Here is a 15,256-nt window from a genome sequence, read left to right on the forward strand (position 1 = left end):
CGTCTCATGCTGGCGGGAGCATGTCCATGCGTTTCGGGCCTATCGCCCTGGTGGCGGGTTTGTGTGTGCTGATGGGGGGCGTTCAACCCGCCCGCGCCGTCTCGGTCGACGGCTATTCCCTCGCCAATCTCAATATCCGTTCTGGGCCGAGTGTCCGATTCCCGCCCGTCGGCGTGCTGGGCGCCGGAACGGTCGTGACCGTTCACGGCTGCGTATCGCACTACAGGTGGTGCGATGTCAGCGCATCGGGCGTTCGCGGGTGGGCGTCGGGTGGGCAGATTCAGATCATCGACGACGAAAGCAGCGTCTATTTGCCGTCACGCGCCGGGGCGATGCGGGTTTCGCCGATCACCTTCCAGATCAACAGCTATTGGCGCGACCATTATCGCGATTATGATTTCTACGGCCACTACGACGATTGGGAAGAATATCACTGGGAGGATGATGGACCCCCGCCGGGGTGGGATGACGCGTGGGGTGACTAGGCGCCCGACCCGATCCAGGCGCAACCTGCGTACTCCGCCTCAATATGACATGGCGGTCGGACGAGGGTTGCGTTTCTAGTCCCATTTCCGCCGATGAACTTGAAATTGCGACATCCTAACCATGCACGACCTCGACGACGACTTTGCGGACTATGAGGCTTCGGCGCTGAAGCACACCCCTTGGCGTCGTGTGCTGGCTCTGTTCGGGCCGCATCACAAGGCCTTGCTGATCGTTCTCGGCCTGATCATCGTCGCCGGCGCGGCGGGGGCGATGACGCCGTTCATGATGCGGGGCATCATCGACGACGCCCTGCCGGCCAGGGACAGCGGATTGCTGATCTGGCTGTGCGTTGGGCTCGCGGGCGTCGCCATATTGTCCGCCATCGCCGGCGTCTTGCAGGCCTATGTCTCGACCCATATCGGCCAGCGCATCATGCATGACCTGCGGGTGACGCTTTACGAGCATCTGCATTCGCTTTCGCTGTCGTTCTTCGCCACGGCTCGCACCGGCGAAGTCCAGTCGCGCATGTCGAGCGACATCGCCGGTCTGCAGTCCCTCTTCACCAACACCGCGACCGACGTGGCCCGCAATGTCACCGTGGTCCTGACGACGGTGGTGGCCATGTTCCTGCTGAACTGGCGTCTGGCGCTGGCGTCGCTGGCCTTCATGCCGATCCTGCTGTGGCTGAACAACCGGGTCGCGGATTTGCGCGAACGCATCACCTTCCAGCAGCAGGAGCGGATCGCCGACATGTCGGCCACCGTCACCGAATCCCTGTCAGCTGGCGGTTTCATCCTGGCCCGCACCATGGGCCGTGCGCGCTATCTGCTGCAGATATTCCGTCAGACCTCGTCCGACGTCGCGCGGCTCGAACTGAAGTCCCACACCGCCGGTCAGTGGGAGATCGCCATCATCATGTTCGCGCTCGATATCCTTCCGGCGCTGACCTTCCTGGTCGGGGGGCTAATGCTCGCTCATGGTCTGGGCGTGTCAATCGGCACCCTGGTGGCGCTCATCGCGCTTCAGGAACAACTGCTATGGCCCACGCTCCAACTATTCGAATCCCGTGTGGAGTTGCGCAAGGCGCGCGCCCTGCTGACCCGTGTGTTCGGCTATCTGGACACCAAGCCGACATTGGTCGAACCCGCCCAGCCCGTTAGCATCGACCTGGACGCCGTGCGCGGAGAGATTGTCTTCGAAGACGTCAGCTTCGCCTATCCCGCGACGGATCGCCTGACCCTGGATCACATCGATCTGCGCATAGAGTCCGGCACGCATACCGCCATCGTCGGCAGCACCGGATCGGGCAAGAGCACCTTGGGCTATCTTGTCGCGCGCCTCTACGACCCGGACAGCGGTCGTGTGACGCTGGATGGCGTTGATCTCAAGGACTTCAGTTTCGAAGCCCTCTCCCATATCCTCGGCGTGGTGACGCAGGACCCGTTCCTTCTCAACGCCAGCATCGAAGAGAACCTGCGCTTCGCCAAGCCCGAGGCGTCGCTGGCGGAGATCGAACAGGCGCTGGCCCTGGCGCAACTGTCCGAAAAGGTGGCTGGCCTGCCCAAGGGGCTGCAAACCGAAGTGGGTGAGCGCGGATACCAGTTCTCTGGCGGAGAACGGCAACGGCTGTCGCTGGCGCGCACAATCCTGCGCAATCCGCGCGTGCTTCTGCTGGACGAAGCCACCAGCGGGCTCGATCCACAGACCGAAAGCGCGCTGTCCGCAGCCTTGGCCGCCAATCACAATCGCACCGTGATCTCGATCGCCCATCGCCTGTCGACGGTGCGCCACGCCGACCAGATCGTTGTGCTCGAAGGCGGGCGGATCATCGAGATGGGCGACCACGACACGCTCATGGCCGCGAATGGTCGCTACCATCGGCTCGCGACGATCGGCTGACGAGCGGTCGACCAAGTTCGCAGTTTCGCGGCCGGATTGGCCCAACGAAAATCCGGCATCAATCCCTGGACCGTCGTCTCGGCCGTAGGGCGCGGGTCGGATCGATCTGCGCGATCAGCCTTTGCAGAAGCTGATTTCAGCATTGTCGACGATCGCGTCGGAAAGAGCGCCAGATCGACATCGATTCGAGCGCCAGAAGGCCGCGCGGCGCCGTCGCGGCTTTGGTCCCAATAGGGCCTTGCTGCATCCACAAATCCTACACCTGACCTCGACGGAGGTTGCACCGATCTGTCGGAAAGAAGCTTCCACTTCAATGGAGATGTGCCTTGAGTATCAATGTGCAAAAACTTCTGGAGCAGGAAGCGCGCTACTGCTCCTTCGGCGACACGGTTCACTATGTCGATCCGCCCAAGATATTCACCGGCTGCGACGGCAGCTATATGTTCGACAATGATGGCACAGCCTTTCTAGATCTCCAGATGTGGTATTCGGCCGTCAACTTCGGCTACAAGAACAAGCGTCTCGACGACACCCTCATCCGTCAGATTCATGAGCTTCCCCAGGTCGCCAGCCAGTATCTGCACCCGACCAAGATCGAACTGGCCAAGTTCATCGCCGAGGACGCGCAGAAGAAATGGGGCCTGCCGGGCCGGGTCCATTTCAATGTCGGCGGAGCCCAGGCTGTCGACGATTCACTGAAGGTCGTGCGGAACGCCAGCAACGGCAAGACGCTGATGTTCGCCTTCGAAGGCGGCTATCACGGCCGCACGCTTGGGGCGTCCAGCATCACCTCCAGCTATCGCTATCGCCGCCGCTTCGGCCACTTCAGCGACCGTGCCCAGTTCATTCCCTTCCCCTATCCGTTCCGTCGCCCCCGCGGCATGACGGCTGAGGAATACGCCGACGTCATCGTCCGCGACTTCGCCCGCAAGTTCGAGAACGAGTACCACGCCGTCTGGGATCCCAAGACGAACCAGTGCGAATATGCGGCCTTCTACGTCGAGCCGATCCAGGGCACGGGCGGTTATGTCGTGCCGCCGGCCAACTTCTTCACCGGGCTGAAGTCCGTGCTGGACCAGCACGGCATCCTGATGGTGGTCGATGAGATCCAGATGGGCTTCTGGCGCACGGGCAAGCTTTGGTCGGTCGAGAACTTCGGCGTGACCCCGGACATCCTGGTTTTCGGCAAGGCGCTGACGAACGGTCTGAACCCCCTGTCCGGCATCTGGGCGCGAGAGGAGCTGATCAATCCGACGACCTTCCCGCCGGGTTCGACCCACTCGACCTTCGCCGCCAACCCCTTGGGCACCGCCGTCGGTCTGGAAGTGTTGAAGATGACTCACGAGGTCGATTTCGGGCGTCAGGTGCGCGAGTCGGGCGCCTACTTCCTGGAGGGCCTGCGCGATCTGCAGTCGCGTCACAAGGAGATCGGCGACGTCGACGGCCTGGGTCTGGCGCTGCGGGCGGAAATCTGCACGGACGACGGCTTCACCCCGAACCGCGAACTGCTGGACAAGATGGTGGACATCGGTCTGGCCGGCGGTCTGGAGTATCAGGGCGAGAAGCGCGGCCTGGTTCTGGACGTTGGCGGCTACTACAAGAACGTCATCACCTTTGCGCCGTCGCTGATGATCTCGCGCTCCGAGATCGATGAGGCCATGGTGCTGCTGGAGCAACTGCTGAACCGCGCCAAGGCGACGTGAGGGACGCGCCGATGCGCTGGCGCAACATGCTGGAGCCGCAAACCCTTATCGACCGGTGGACAGCCTGTCCGCCGGAAGGGTTTTCGGTCGTCAGCGATGCGCCGGCGCCGGCGTTCGTGGCGCCGTTCGATCTATTGACGACGGCGGACGCCGAACTCGTCGCGCGGCTGTCGACCTTGCCGGGGTTCCGCATATGGCGGAGGTTCCTTCGCGTGCGCGCCACCTTCATCGGCACGACGGTGACAGAATATGCTCCGATGCCAGATACAATACCGGCGGTTGCGAAGAAGGCGGCGGCGACGGTGGCCGCATCCCTGAGCGAGCGTCAAGGGCGTCGGGAGCCCCTGACCATTGTGAAAGACCTGCCTCAGGATTCGCCCCTGTTGCCCCCGCACGACAACGTCTTCGCCGATGAACTGGCCCTTGCCTGCGAAGCGAGGGACTTCATCCCGTTGGCCGGGCAGGCGCTGGCCTATGTGGCGATCGATTTCAGCGATGTCGGTGACTATATCTCCCGCCTGAACCGCAAGGACGCCAAATACATCCGCAAGAAACTGCGGGCCCGCGCTGGCTTGACGGTGCAGGTGGTGCGCACCGGCGACGTCTGTTTTGACGACGCCACCGTGCGCCGATACTATGCGATGTACGAACAGGTTTACGCCCAGAGTGAGATTCATTTCGACAAGCTCACATACAGGTTCTTGTTCAAGATTCTGACCGATGCCGCCCAGAACGGCGTGGTTTTCGAATACCGCAAACAGGACGGCACCTTTATCGGCTGGAATCTGTGCTTCGAGCATCGGGGGATGCTGATCGATAAATACATCGGCTTCACCTATCCGCAGGCGCGTGAGGCGAACCTGTATTTCGTCAGCTGGTTCGTGAATCTGGAATACGCGATGGAGCGCGGCCTGACGCACTATGTCGCCGGGTGGACCGACCCCGAGGTCAAGGCCCTGCTGGGTGCCAGCTTCACCTTTACGCGGCACCTGGTCTTCATCCGCAATCCGCTGTTGAGAGCGCTGGGCCGCCGCGTGGCTGGGTCGTTTGAGAGCGACAGGGCGTGGAGTGAGAAGGTGGGGAACGAGAAGACGGGGAGTGAGAAGCCATGAGGCGGCGGCCTCTGGTTCTGGATCTGGACGGGTCGGTACTGACCCTGCCGGACGAGATCCGCCCGACTCTGCCGCAGGAATGGCGCGAGACGCTGCGGTTCGGCTGTGGGAGGAACACATTCTGGCGGGCGGGCGCCGCCCTGTTGTCGCTGGCTGCGCCGTATGGGGCGCATGGGCCGGTGCTGATGGGCAGCGGCGACTTCCACCATTTGAGCTGGCCGCTGATCCACCGCTGTCTGGAGTGGGCCGAGGCGCCGGTGCGGGTGGTGGTTCTGGATAATCACCCGGACAGCATGGGCTTTCCGTGGGGCGTTCACTGTGGGTCTTGGATCGGCCGCATGGCGATGGACCCGCGCGTGGCCGAGGTTCACGTCGTCGGCGTGACGTCAGAAGACCTGGGCGCCGCCCACGCGTGGGAGCATGATTTGCGCGCAGTGAGGGCTGGCAAGGCGACCTATTGGAGCGTCGGCGTCGATGTGGACTGGGCGCGCCGTCGCGGCTTTGGCGAGCGGTTCCTGTCTTTCAGCGATACGGGCGCGCTGACGGAGGCGCTGTGCGGGTATCTGAAGGGTGATCCGGTCCCGACCTATCTGAGCATCGACAAGGACGTCTTCGCCCCGGACGTGGTCCGCACCAACTGGGATCAGGGCCGGATGACGGCGGCGCAGGGGCTGGACATCGTGTCAGCGCTGAATGGCTGGCTGGTCGGCGCCGACATCACCGGTGAGGTGTCGCTGCACCGCTATCGCACATGGTGGAAACGCTGGCTGAGCCGGATGGACGGGCAGACGGTCGAGCCGTCGGCCGAGGTCGTGGCCCGGTGGCAGCAGGATAACCACCCTTTCAACCAGCAACTGATCGTGGCCCTGCAGGCGGCCTGGCGCAACGCATGATAATTTTCGGGGAGGCATACGGATGCTGGATGGACTGATGCTGAAGCTGGTGAAGCGCGTCTTTACCCCCCTGATCCAGCGCGGCGATCTGGAGATCGTCATGCCGGACGGCGCCATGCTGCGCCTGGGTGACGGCGGGACGCCAAGCGTGCGCGTGCGCTTCACCGACGGTGGGGCGATCCTGAACCTGTTGCGCGATCCCGACCTGAACATGGGCGAGATGTTCATGCAGCAGCGGCTGACGGTCGAGCGCGGCACGGTCTATGATTTTCTGGAGCTGGTGCTGCGCGACGATCGCGATGTGCCGGTCGGCGCCACGGTGCGTGCTCTGGACTCTGTGCGGTCGGCTCTGCGGCCTCTTCTACAGAGCAACAAGCGGAAGAAATCGCGCCGCAACGTGGCCCACCACTATGATTTGGATGACCGGCTCTATCGGCTGTTTCTGGACGAGGACCGCCAGTATTCGTGCGCCTATTTCGAGACGGGTGACGAAACCCTGGAAGAGGCCCAACTGGCCAAGAAGCGCCATATCGCCGCCAAGCTGCTGATCGAACCGGGTCAACGCGTTCTGGACATCGGCTGCGGCTGGGGCGGGATGGCGCTCTATCTGGCCGAGGTGGCGGACGCTGGTCAGGCGGTCGGCGTGACCCTGTCGACGGAACAACAGGCGGCGGCGACGGCCCGCGCGGAAATATCGCCTCGTCGCGGGGATGTGGAGTTCCGCTTGCAGGACTATCGCGACGTGCCGGGGCCGTTCGACCGCATCGTCTCGGTGGGGATGTTCGAGCACGTCGGCATCGTCAACTTCGACGCCTTCTTCAAACAATGCCGCGACCTGCTGACCGAAGACGGCGTCATGCTGCTGCACTTTATCGGCAACAGCGATGTGCCGGACTTCAACAACCCGTGGCTAGAGCGGTACATCTTCCCCGGCGGCAGCCTGCCCTCTCTGTCCGAGTTCACGCCGGCGATCGAACGGTCGGGCCTGATCGTCACCGACATCGAGGTCGTTCGCCTGCACTACGCGCAGACGCTGCGGATATGGCGCGAGCGGTTCATGGCGCGGCGCGACGAGGCCAAGGCGCTGTACGACGAGTGCTTCTGCCTGATGTGGGAATTCTACCTGGCCATGTCGGAGACGGCCTTCCGCTATCAGGAGATCGCCGTGTTTCAGGTCCAGCTGGCGCGCCGGCAGGAGGCGGTTCCTCTGACGCGCAACTATATCATCGAGCGCGAGGCCGAACTGAAACGCAAGGAGCAGGCGCGGCTTTAACGTCGCCCCTCGATCGCGCGGCGGATGATATCGCAGGCCCGCGCGAAGTCCGCATCGCCCAGCCACGGACTGTTGCTAATGGCCAGCAGTCGACCGGCCCAGTTGCGGGCGTTGGGCAGGGCGTCGGGCGCGTAACGAGGGATGATCGAGGCATAGCGCCGATAGTCGGGCAGGGCGCGCAGAAAGGGCGTGCTGAGGCCCAGCCCCTTTTCCCAGCCATGGGCCAAGACGGCGTCGCGGGTCGCCTGATCGGGCAGGCGCAGCATCAGGATCGGCCAGACGCCGCTCGCGCCCGGCGTGCTGTCCTCGACGACTTCGACGGCCCCGATCTGTTTCAGCGCCTCCACCCGCGTTCGGGCCTGCCTCTCGTTGGCGGCCAGAAAGGCGGACAGACGTTTCAGGGCTTCGGCGCCGACCTGTTTGCGCCAGCGGCCGGGGCGGTGAAGGGGGATGCGTTCGGGAAAATCGTCGCCGGCGGCTGCGCTCCAGTCACCGTGCGCAAGAGCCCGACGCAGGGGCGCGCCATAGCTCCATCGCATGGCGCCGGGCCGATAGAGCAGGGTGTAGCCGATCAGTTCGGCGATGCGCCGGACTTCCATCGCCGGACTGTCGGGGATCAGGCGACGACCTGTTTCCATCAAGGCCTGACGCAGGCCTTCGTCGCGGGCGGTCAAGGCGCCCCCCTCATAGATGCTGAGGCCCTTGCCGACCGCCAAGCTGTAGAAGCCGATGTCGCCCTGAAGCCCGATCGGCGCTCCATCGAGGCGTGCGCCCAACGCCTGAGCCGCGTCCTCGATCACCCAGGCGCCGACGCGGCGTGCGGCCTGTTTCGCCGGGCGGATGTCGCTGACCCGCCCGCCCAGATGAGTGGGAACGACGCAGAGCGTCCGGCGACCGCACAGGGCGTCCAGCGCCGCGGGCGCCATGTCCAGACTGTCGGGGCTGAGGTCGACCAACCTCGACTGCAGATCACAGGCCGCCACGGCCTGGGCGATCAGCGGACAGGTATAGGCGGGGATCAGCACCTCGTTCCGTTCAGGGGCGAAGGCGGCCAGAGTCCGCAAGGCGATGATGAAGGCGGCCGTGCCCGAGCATTCGATCTGGATCGGCGGCGTCCCCAGAAAGGCCGCTAGATCGGTCTCTAAACAGGACGCGCGGCCGGGAAGCAGGTTGCGGATTTGCAGCGGCAGGCTTGCGGTCGGCGGGGCAAATGACGATGGCCTAGCCACGAGGCTCAGGCTCTAGCGCGCCGTCCTCATGGCTGAGACGGCCTTCGCCCAGGGCCAGACAGCCGATGCCCGCGAGGATCAGCAGCGTCCCCACAAGCTGGGGCCAGCCGATGACTTCGTGGAACAGCACCGCCGACAGCGCCAGTACCGACACGATCTCGAGGTGGGAGGCGGCGAAAGCCGGGCCGACCGGCGCACGCTGCAACAGCGTCATCCAGGTGCAGAAGGCGCCGACATAGCCCGCCATGGCGCCGTAGATCCACGGCTGGCTGAACACTCGCGCCAGCCATGACGGCGAGAATTCGACGGGCAATGCGCTGTTGCCCGCCTGTTTGAAACAGATCTGGGCCAGGGTGTCGAACGCCATTAACGCCAGGAAGCCGATGATATAGAAGATTTTCTGGGAGGGTTTCATCCTTTCAGCCCCACGATGGCGACGCCTAGAGAAATCAGCGTCACGCCAATGATCCGCAACGGGGTCAGCGTCTCATGGAACAGCACCCGCCCCAGCAACAGGATAGCGACGATGTTGATCGACCCCAGCAGCACCCCGTCGGACAGGGGCACCAGCGACAGGAAGGCCAGCCAGACCAGGAATTCGGCCACATAGCTGCCGACGCCGATCCAGATCCACGGCCTTCTGGCCATGTAGAGCCAGCGCGCCAGCCCGTCACCCGCACGTGGGTCAGAGGCGGCGGCCTTGAACGCCAGCTGCCCTGTGCAGTCGACAATGATGTTGGCGGTCCACAGGCCGACGACCAACAGGTTCACGCGGCGGCCTCCGTCGTCGTCTCATTCCGGCCGGCGATCCGGCAGGCGAAATCTCTGACGCAGGCGATGACCCGGCGGCGCTCCCGATCGATGGTGACCATGTGAAAGCTGTCGTCCAGCACGACCAGTTCGACCGGCGCCTTGCGGACGCGATTCTTGATGTCCCGGGCGTTGGACAAGGCGGCGACATCGTCATGGCGGGCGTGGATCGCCAGACAGGGAACCTCGATCAGCGGCAGGCGACGGCGGACGTGGCGCGCCAGGGCCTGAAGCTCGCCGATTGACCACCACGGATTGCCCGGCAGACCCGCCTGCGAGCTGTCGCCTGACTGCATCTGGGCGACGATGCGGGCGCGGATCGCCTCGTCCTTGATGCCGTAGGGCGGCATTTCAAAGAAGACCCGTGTGGCCCCGATCCCCAGCGCCCGGCACAGTGGCAGCAGGAAAGAGAAGCGGGTGTAGAATGGCATGCTCCAGCCGTCGTGGCGGAAGGTGGTGGAAAGGGCGACGACGCCCGCCAGCTTGGGCGTCTTTTCCTCGGCCAGCCCCAGCGCCAACAGGGCGCCCATCGACAGACCGACGGCTATGATCCGGTCGGTGCGGGCGGCCAGATTACGCGCGCCCTCGCGGGTGCTGCTCATCCAGTCGCGCCAGTCGGTCGCGAGCAGATCGTCCACGTCGCCGCAGTGGCCGGCCAGTTGCGGGACGTAGACAGTGAAGCCTTCTTTCTGCAGGCCGCGCGCGATCAGGCGCATCTCATTGGGCGTACCGGTGAGGCCGTGGATCAGCAGGACGCCGACGCGCCCGTTTTCGCCCTGACCCGCTAGCAGATAGGCCTGGTCCTTGATCCGCGAGGCGATTGGCGAAGTCATACGGCATCCTGAAACGGACGACGGCTCAGGATTTCCGGCAGCAGCGCCAGGGCGTCGGTGAAGTCGTCGATGGGGGCGTAGGGAATGGCGTTGGCGCGGCAGTGGTCGATCAGGCGGCTCTTCGCCAGAACGAAGTCCGCCTTGCCGGAGACACAGAAGTCAGAGGTGCTGTCGCCGATATAGAGGATGCGGCCCGCCGTCCGCCTCGCGTCGGCCAGACGGGCGCATTTGCAATTGGCGCTGTCCTTGATGCAGGCTCCGGAACTCCACGGCGTGTTCAGCCGCCAGCGGTCGGACGTGACCTGTTCCAGCTGATTGGCCATGATGGGCAGGGTCTGCATCCCCAATGGCGTCAGGATGCGCTGGATGGCCAGATCAAGCCCGTCGCTGACGATGCTGACTGGCGCGCCGAAACCGTGCGCCGCTCGGACGAAGGCGGGGAAGGCCTGGTCGACCTGAATGGCGGACAGGGCGGCGTCGAACTCGGATTCCGTCATGTCCAGCAGGGCGATCTGGCCGGTCATGCACGCCCTGGAGCCGATCTGGCCCTGCTCCCACGCACTTTCGAGATCGGTCCAGCCGGGGCTGCCGAAGGCCTGCAACAGGCTGTCGGTCACATCCCGATTGCTGATGGTGCCGTCAAAATCACAGTGGATGGCCCACTCGGTGCGTGACGGGGCGACGGCATAGGGGCGATCAGTCATCGAAGCGGACTCGAACGGTTTGGCCGACGCGCACATCGGGGCGGGCGTCGAACTCCAGCAGGCCCTCGACTACGCGGCTGGGGCCGCGCTCGACGTCGTCATCCTGACGGGCGTGGGTGTAGACGGGGCTGAGATAGGTCAACCGCGCGGCGGGCAGGGGCTTGGCGTCAGACGTCGCCGGGTCGATGGTCACCGTCGCCTTCATGCCGGGGCGCACCCGGCCGATGAAACTCTCGTTGATCTCGGCGCGGACGATCAGGGGGCGATCGGGCAGCAGGGTCAGGACGGCGTTTCCGGCCGACAGCCGCTGTCCGGTCCAGGCGGCCATGCGTAGGGCGACGCCGTCAGCGGGCGCGATCAGCCGGGTTTTCCGCAGGCGGTTGCGGGCCTGGACCAGACGTTGATCGGCCACGGCGATCTCGGCGGCGGCGGCGTCAACCTCGGCCTGGGCGTCGGACAGCGACTGCCGCACCTCGGCCAGGGCCTGGGCCGAGGCGGCGCCCGCCTGGGCGGCCTGTTCATAGCGGCCGACGGTTTCGGTCAGGGCGCGGGTCTTGCGCTGGGCCGACAGATGGCGCTGGCGCGACTGGTTGGCTTGAGCCTTGATCAGGTGCGCTTCGTCCGCCAGAGAAGCGTCGTCGAAACGGGCCAGCACATCGCCCTTGCGCACCTTTTGACCTTCGGCGACGTCCAGCGCGAGCAGTTCGCCGTCGATCGGCGCGGTCACTGCGATCAGACCGCCCTGCGCCTCGATCCGCCCGCGCGCGATAGCGTGCAGGGGAGGGGGCTCGGCAGGCGGCTCCGTCTGCTGGCAGGAGGATAGCGTGGGAAGGATCAGAAGCGCCACGCCGGCGAAGGCGGAAAGGCGGGATATTGGCGGCATGGTTCTGGCTCCTATCACCCGACTTCCGAAGGGCTTAGGTGGGCGGCGGAGAGGGCGGGGCGTTCGTCGCTCTGGATGACGCCGTCCTCCATCTTCACCAGGCGGTCGGCGAAACGGATCAGTCGCGGGTCGTGGCTGACGCACACCACGGTCGAGCCGTGGCGATGAGCGATCTGGCGCAGCATCTCGCTGACGCGCTGGCCGTTCTCTGCGTCGAGAGCGCTGGTGGGTTCGTCGGCGAATAGCAGGGAAGGTGATTTGGCGATCGCGCGGGCGATGGCGACTCTCTGCTTTTCGCCGCCGGATAGCTGGGCCGGGCGCATATGCAGGCGGTGATTCAGGCCGACTTCCTCCAGCGCCTTCAGGGCCAGCGTCTCGCTCTGGCGGCGGTCCATGCCCAGATAGCCTAGCGGCAGTTGCACCTGCTCCACGGCCGTCAGGGCGGGGAACAGGTTGAAGCCCTGAAAGACGAAGCCGGTGTGTTGCAGGCGGAAGGCCTCCAGCCGTCCCCGGTTGAGACCATCCAGCCGCTGGTCCAGGGCAGTGACGGCGCCTTCGTCGGGCTTCTGCAGGCCGGATAGCAGGGACAGAAGCGTGCTCTTCCCGCAACCCGACGGGCCGGAGATCAGGGTCATCTCGCCGGGGTAGAGGTTGAGATCCAGATGCGTCAGCACGGGCGTCGGCACCGTGCCCGTGACGAAGGTCTTCACCAATCCCTCGGCGACGACGGCCGGGGCGTTCGTAACGATGGGCGAATTGGCCATGGCGTTATCTCAGCAACATGGCGGGGTCGGTTCCCAGCATTGTGCGCACTGCCGCCAGACTGGCCAGCATGGCCATGGCGAAGATCAGCAGTCCGCATCCGGTCGCGACCGGCAGGTTCATGGCGACCGGCACGTCATGGCTCGCGGCCAGCGCCAGCAGGGGCGCGCTGAGCAGGGCGGCCAGCATCAGGCCGACGCCGCCGATCCAGGCGCTCTGTTCCAGAACCACGCGGGTCAGGGGCCAGCGGCCGACGCCAAGGGCGCTGAGGGCGGCGTATTCGCGTCGTGAGGCGGCGATGGTCCCGGCCAGCGACTGGCTGGTCACCACGGCGCCGACCAGGCTGACTATAATGGCCATGAACAGGACGGCGATCCCGGCCCCGGTGTCCAGCAGCCAGTAGTTCTGAGACCGGGCGGCGAACTCACGCCCGGTCCAGGCCTCATAGGAAGAGAAGGCGGCGCGGTCCTGCATCAACCGCTGACGCGCTGCGGCGGCCGCGGCGCCGTCTTTCAGTCGGGCCAGATAATAGGTGTCGGCCTGCGTCTCTGCGGCGCCGATCTCACGCGCGGTCTCCAGCGACGATAGAACATTGACCCCGCCCAGGCCGCGCATCCCCTTGATGACGCCGACGACGCGCACCGGCTGTTTGTTGATCCAGGCGCCGCCGCCATCGGCGACGTGAAGTGTGGAAAGGTCGGCGGCGTCGACTATGACCGCGCCTGGTTCGCGCAATCTTCGTCGCTGGGCCTCGGACAGCCGCTCCGAAAAAGCCATCGCGCCGTCATCCACGGAAATGCCCGACAGATAGATGGAGATGGCCCCGCCTCCGCCCGAGGCCGAGCGCCAGTTGGCGTCGACCCAGCGATAGGGCTCGACCGCCGTGACGGCGTCGTCGGCCAGTAGCCGCATTTCTATGTCCGGGCCCAGCGGGCGGCCGTAGTTGACGCTCTGCGAGCCGGGATAGCCGATCCACAGATCGGCTGAAGACGCTTTGATATAGATGGCGGCGCTGCTGAAGATGCCCAGCACCAGCGCCGCCTGCACGATCAGCAACAGACCGGCGAAAGCGACGGCCAGCACCACGGGCACGAAGCGCCCCCACTCATGGATCAGGGTCTTGCGGGCCAGGGAGATCATGGCGCTTTCCCGGCAGTCGGGGGCGGGCCGCCTGCAGCCTTGTAGACCGCCAACAGGGCCAGAATGCTGTCCATTTGGGCGTCGACCAGGGCCGAGCGGGCCTCCAGCAGGTCGGCCTCGGGCTGGATCAGGTCGATTTCGCTGGCCAGACCCAGGTTCTTGCGGATGGTCCAGGCGTCCAGCGTCTGTTGAAGGGCGTCGACAGTTTCACGACGGATCGCGACGATGGCCTGCTGTTGCTCAAGGGCGCCCAGAGCGGTGTGGGCCTCGCTGGCGGCGTCCATGACGGCCTGGCGGTAAAGGGCCAGGGCGCCGGACAGGGCGTGGTCTTCGCTGTTCACCAGGGCGCGGCGGCGGCCCCAGTCCCACAGCGGAATATCGATCGACACCCCGATGGTTGGCGCCACACCGCCAGGCGAGGGGGCGGACGACAGGCTGTACGTGTAGCCGACGCCCCCCCCCAGGGTCAGGCGGGGGTAAAGCGCAGATCTGGCGATTCTGACCCGGGCGGCGGCCGCCAGGACGTCGGCCTCGGCGATCATCAGATCGGGACGCCGTCGCAGGTCATCGGCGCGCAGTTCGGATGGAAAGCGCACCGCCGCAAAGTGGTCGCCGGCGTGGGCGTCCTGCGGCGCGGCGGCCGATTGGCTCAACAGGGCCGCAAGGGTCCATGAGCCGCGTTCGATCTGATGTTTCAGGCGGGCCTGTTCGATCCGATGACGGTGCTCTTCCTGCGAGGCTGCGCGCAGTTCGCGGGCTTCGGCCAGCCCCGCGTCGTACCGCGCCCGCAGCAGTTGCAGGGCGCGTAGGGACAGTTCATGCGACTGCCGGGACAGGACCAGCCCGGCCAGCGCCTGATGACGTTCGTAATAGGCCTGAATGAGCGAGGTCGCGATCATCAGGCGGGCCGCACGCAGTTGCGCAGCGTTTACGGCCGTGCGGGCCTGGGCTTCCTGATTTCGACCAGCGCCGGCGCCGAAGAAGTCCATCTCCCACCGCGTTCCGACGCCCAACTGGTAATAACCATCGCCTGAAGGCACATCCTGCAACGGGACTCCGAACAGTTGCCCGTCGGGGCGGTCGACCGTGCGCGCGCCTTGCTGCATGAGCATGGCCTGTTGCAGCCGATGCCGGGCGCTCTCGATCGTCAGATTGTGCTCAAGCGCCTCGGTTAGCATTGCCGTCAGATCGGGCTCGTCGAAAACCTCGTTCCAGTTTTCGACATGGGTCCCTTCGAGACGGCCCTCAAGAGCGGCGGCTGTTACAACGGGTGCTGCAAGCGGGGCATGTTCTGGATGTGCAAGAGCGCCGCCTGCGGCGACAAGGACAATCGCGCTCGGCACGCCCAGCAATATTCTTTGGACGGGGTGCTGCAATGCCGATCCTGCAAAACCATGAAATAACTAACGTGCCAGACGCATACCCACGGAGTGTTGCGACTCCGCGGATGAAATGTGGACGTAGCGTCGCTTGCGGGCTCGAGGTCCATCGATCTGATGTGTAAATTTTAGTTCCGAATCGTGAAAATC

Annotated in this window: 15 protein-coding genes; 6 read left to right on the forward strand and 9 right to left on the reverse strand. The window is 65.1% G+C overall.

The window, feature by feature from the left end:
* The first annotated feature begins 20 nt into the window (after positions 1-20).
* The 6 genes from ACW18C_RS05460 to ACW18C_RS05485 all read left to right on the forward strand — a co-directional run bounded on the left by ACW18C_RS05460 (position 21) and on the right by ACW18C_RS05485 (position 7,366).
* Complete coding sequence (locus ACW18C_RS05460) at positions 21-485, forward strand: SH3 domain-containing protein (RefSeq protein ID WP_492073276.1); 465 nt, start codon at positions 21-23, stop codon at positions 483-485.
* A 271-nt stretch (positions 486-756) separates the two neighbouring features.
* The gene (locus ACW18C_RS05465) at positions 757-2,385 is read left to right on the forward strand and encodes an ABC transporter ATP-binding protein (protein ID WP_492073277.1); all 1,629 of its coding nucleotides are present in this window, start codon (positions 757-759) and stop codon (positions 2,383-2,385) included.
* 326 nt (positions 2,386-2,711) lie between these two features.
* Positions 2,712-4,088 (forward strand): aspartate aminotransferase family protein, encoded by a 1,377-nt coding sequence (locus tag ACW18C_RS05470; RefSeq protein WP_492073278.1) that lies wholly within the window; start codon positions 2,712-2,714, stop codon positions 4,086-4,088.
* An 11-nt stretch (positions 4,089-4,099) separates the two neighbouring features.
* Positions 4,100-5,200 (forward strand): GNAT family N-acetyltransferase, encoded by a 1,101-nt coding sequence (locus ACW18C_RS05475; protein WP_492073280.1) that lies wholly within the window; start codon positions 4,100-4,102, stop codon positions 5,198-5,200.
* A complete protein-coding gene (locus tag ACW18C_RS05480) occupies positions 5,197-6,093 on the forward strand; it encodes an arginase family protein (protein WP_492073281.1) in 897 nt (298 codons plus the stop codon). Before ACW18C_RS05475 ends, ACW18C_RS05480 begins: the two co-directional genes overlap by 4 nt.
* 22 nt (positions 6,094-6,115) lie before the next feature.
* Positions 6,116-7,366, forward strand: a complete 1,251-nt coding sequence (locus ACW18C_RS05485) for a cyclopropane fatty acid synthase (RefSeq protein WP_492073282.1) — start codon at positions 6,116-6,118, stop codon at positions 7,364-7,366.
* Here ACW18C_RS05485 and ACW18C_RS05490 read toward each other — a convergent pair.
* The 9 genes from ACW18C_RS05490 to ACW18C_RS05530 are packed head-to-tail and all read right to left on the reverse strand — an operon-like array spanning position 7,363 to position 14,905.
* A complete protein-coding gene (locus ACW18C_RS05490) occupies positions 7,363-8,595 on the reverse strand; it encodes a DegT/DnrJ/EryC1/StrS family aminotransferase (protein WP_492073284.1) in 1,233 nt (410 codons plus the stop codon). The two genes, ACW18C_RS05485 and ACW18C_RS05490, sit on opposite strands and share 4 nt — an antisense overlap.
* Complete coding sequence (locus ACW18C_RS05495) at positions 8,588-9,010, reverse strand: DMT family transporter (protein WP_492073285.1); 423 nt, start codon at positions 9,008-9,010, stop codon at positions 8,588-8,590. Before ACW18C_RS05495 ends, ACW18C_RS05490 begins: the two co-directional genes overlap by 8 nt.
* Positions 9,007-9,366, reverse strand: coding sequence for an EamA family transporter (locus tag ACW18C_RS05500; protein ID WP_492073287.1), 360 nt, complete (start codon positions 9,364-9,366; stop codon positions 9,007-9,009). Before ACW18C_RS05500 ends, ACW18C_RS05495 begins: the two co-directional genes overlap by 4 nt.
* Complete coding sequence (locus ACW18C_RS05505; RefSeq protein WP_492073289.1) at positions 9,363-10,238, reverse strand: alpha/beta hydrolase; 876 nt, start codon at positions 10,236-10,238, stop codon at positions 9,363-9,365. Before ACW18C_RS05505 ends, ACW18C_RS05500 begins: the two co-directional genes overlap by 4 nt.
* Positions 10,235-10,942 (reverse strand): HAD-IB family phosphatase, encoded by a 708-nt coding sequence (locus ACW18C_RS05510; protein WP_492073290.1) that lies wholly within the window; start codon positions 10,940-10,942, stop codon positions 10,235-10,237. The genes ACW18C_RS05505 and ACW18C_RS05510 overlap by 4 nt, the downstream gene beginning before the upstream one ends.
* The gene (locus tag ACW18C_RS05515; RefSeq protein WP_492073291.1) at positions 10,935-11,825 is read right to left on the reverse strand and encodes an HlyD family secretion protein; all 891 of its coding nucleotides are present in this window, start codon (positions 11,823-11,825) and stop codon (positions 10,935-10,937) included. Before ACW18C_RS05515 ends, ACW18C_RS05510 begins: the two co-directional genes overlap by 8 nt.
* A gap of 14 nt (positions 11,826-11,839) precedes the next feature.
* A complete protein-coding gene (locus ACW18C_RS05520; RefSeq protein WP_492073293.1) occupies positions 11,840-12,589 on the reverse strand; it encodes an ABC transporter ATP-binding protein in 750 nt (249 codons plus the stop codon).
* A gap of 4 nt (positions 12,590-12,593) precedes the next feature.
* Positions 12,594-13,727, reverse strand: coding sequence for an FtsX-like permease family protein (locus ACW18C_RS05525; protein ID WP_492073294.1), 1,134 nt, complete (start codon positions 13,725-13,727; stop codon positions 12,594-12,596).
* On the reverse strand, positions 13,724-14,905 hold the full coding sequence (locus tag ACW18C_RS05530) for a TolC family protein (RefSeq protein ID WP_492073296.1): 1,182 nt from the start codon (positions 14,903-14,905) through the stop codon (positions 13,724-13,726). The genes ACW18C_RS05525 and ACW18C_RS05530 overlap by 4 nt, the downstream gene beginning before the upstream one ends.
* Between the last annotated feature and the right edge of the window lie 351 nt (positions 14,906-15,256).

This window comes from Brevundimonas sp. FV1ye7S (assembly GCF_058680995.1).

What these genes read in the sequence shown, in the direction of transcription:
- ACW18C_RS05515 (WP_492073291.1), bottom strand. Translation starts at nt 11,825, where the DNA reads ATGCCGCCAATATCCCGCCTTTCCGCCTTCGCCGGCGTGGCGCTTCTG.
- ACW18C_RS05505 (WP_492073289.1), bottom strand. Translation starts at nt 10,238, where the DNA reads ATGACTTCGCCAATCGCCTCGCGGATCAAGGACCAGGCCTATCTGCTA.
- ACW18C_RS05525 (WP_492073294.1), bottom strand. Translation starts at nt 13,727, where the DNA reads ATGATCTCCCTGGCCCGCAAGACCCTGATCCATGAGTGGGGGCGCTTC.
- ACW18C_RS05530 (WP_492073296.1), bottom strand. Translation starts at nt 14,905, where the DNA reads ATGCTAACCGAGGCGCTTGAGCACAATCTGACGATCGAGAGCGCCCGG.
- ACW18C_RS05520 (WP_492073293.1), bottom strand. Translation starts at nt 12,589, where the DNA reads ATGGCCAATTCGCCCATCGTTACGAACGCCCCGGCCGTCGTCGCCGAG.
- ACW18C_RS05485 (WP_492073282.1), top strand. Translation starts at nt 6,116, where the DNA reads ATGCTGGATGGACTGATGCTGAAGCTGGTGAAGCGCGTCTTTACCCCC.
- ACW18C_RS05460 (WP_492073276.1), top strand. Translation starts at nt 21, where the DNA reads ATGTCCATGCGTTTCGGGCCTATCGCCCTGGTGGCGGGTTTGTGTGTG.
- ACW18C_RS05495 (WP_492073285.1), bottom strand. Translation starts at nt 9,010, where the DNA reads ATGAAACCCTCCCAGAAAATCTTCTATATCATCGGCTTCCTGGCGTTA.
- ACW18C_RS05475 (WP_492073280.1), top strand. Translation starts at nt 4,100, where the DNA reads ATGCGCTGGCGCAACATGCTGGAGCCGCAAACCCTTATCGACCGGTGG.
- ACW18C_RS05510 (WP_492073290.1), bottom strand. Translation starts at nt 10,942, where the DNA reads ATGACTGATCGCCCCTATGCCGTCGCCCCGTCACGCACCGAGTGGGCC.
- ACW18C_RS05465 (WP_492073277.1), top strand. Translation starts at nt 757, where the DNA reads ATGACGCCGTTCATGATGCGGGGCATCATCGACGACGCCCTGCCGGCC.
- ACW18C_RS05480 (WP_492073281.1), top strand. Translation starts at nt 5,197, where the DNA reads ATGAGGCGGCGGCCTCTGGTTCTGGATCTGGACGGGTCGGTACTGACC.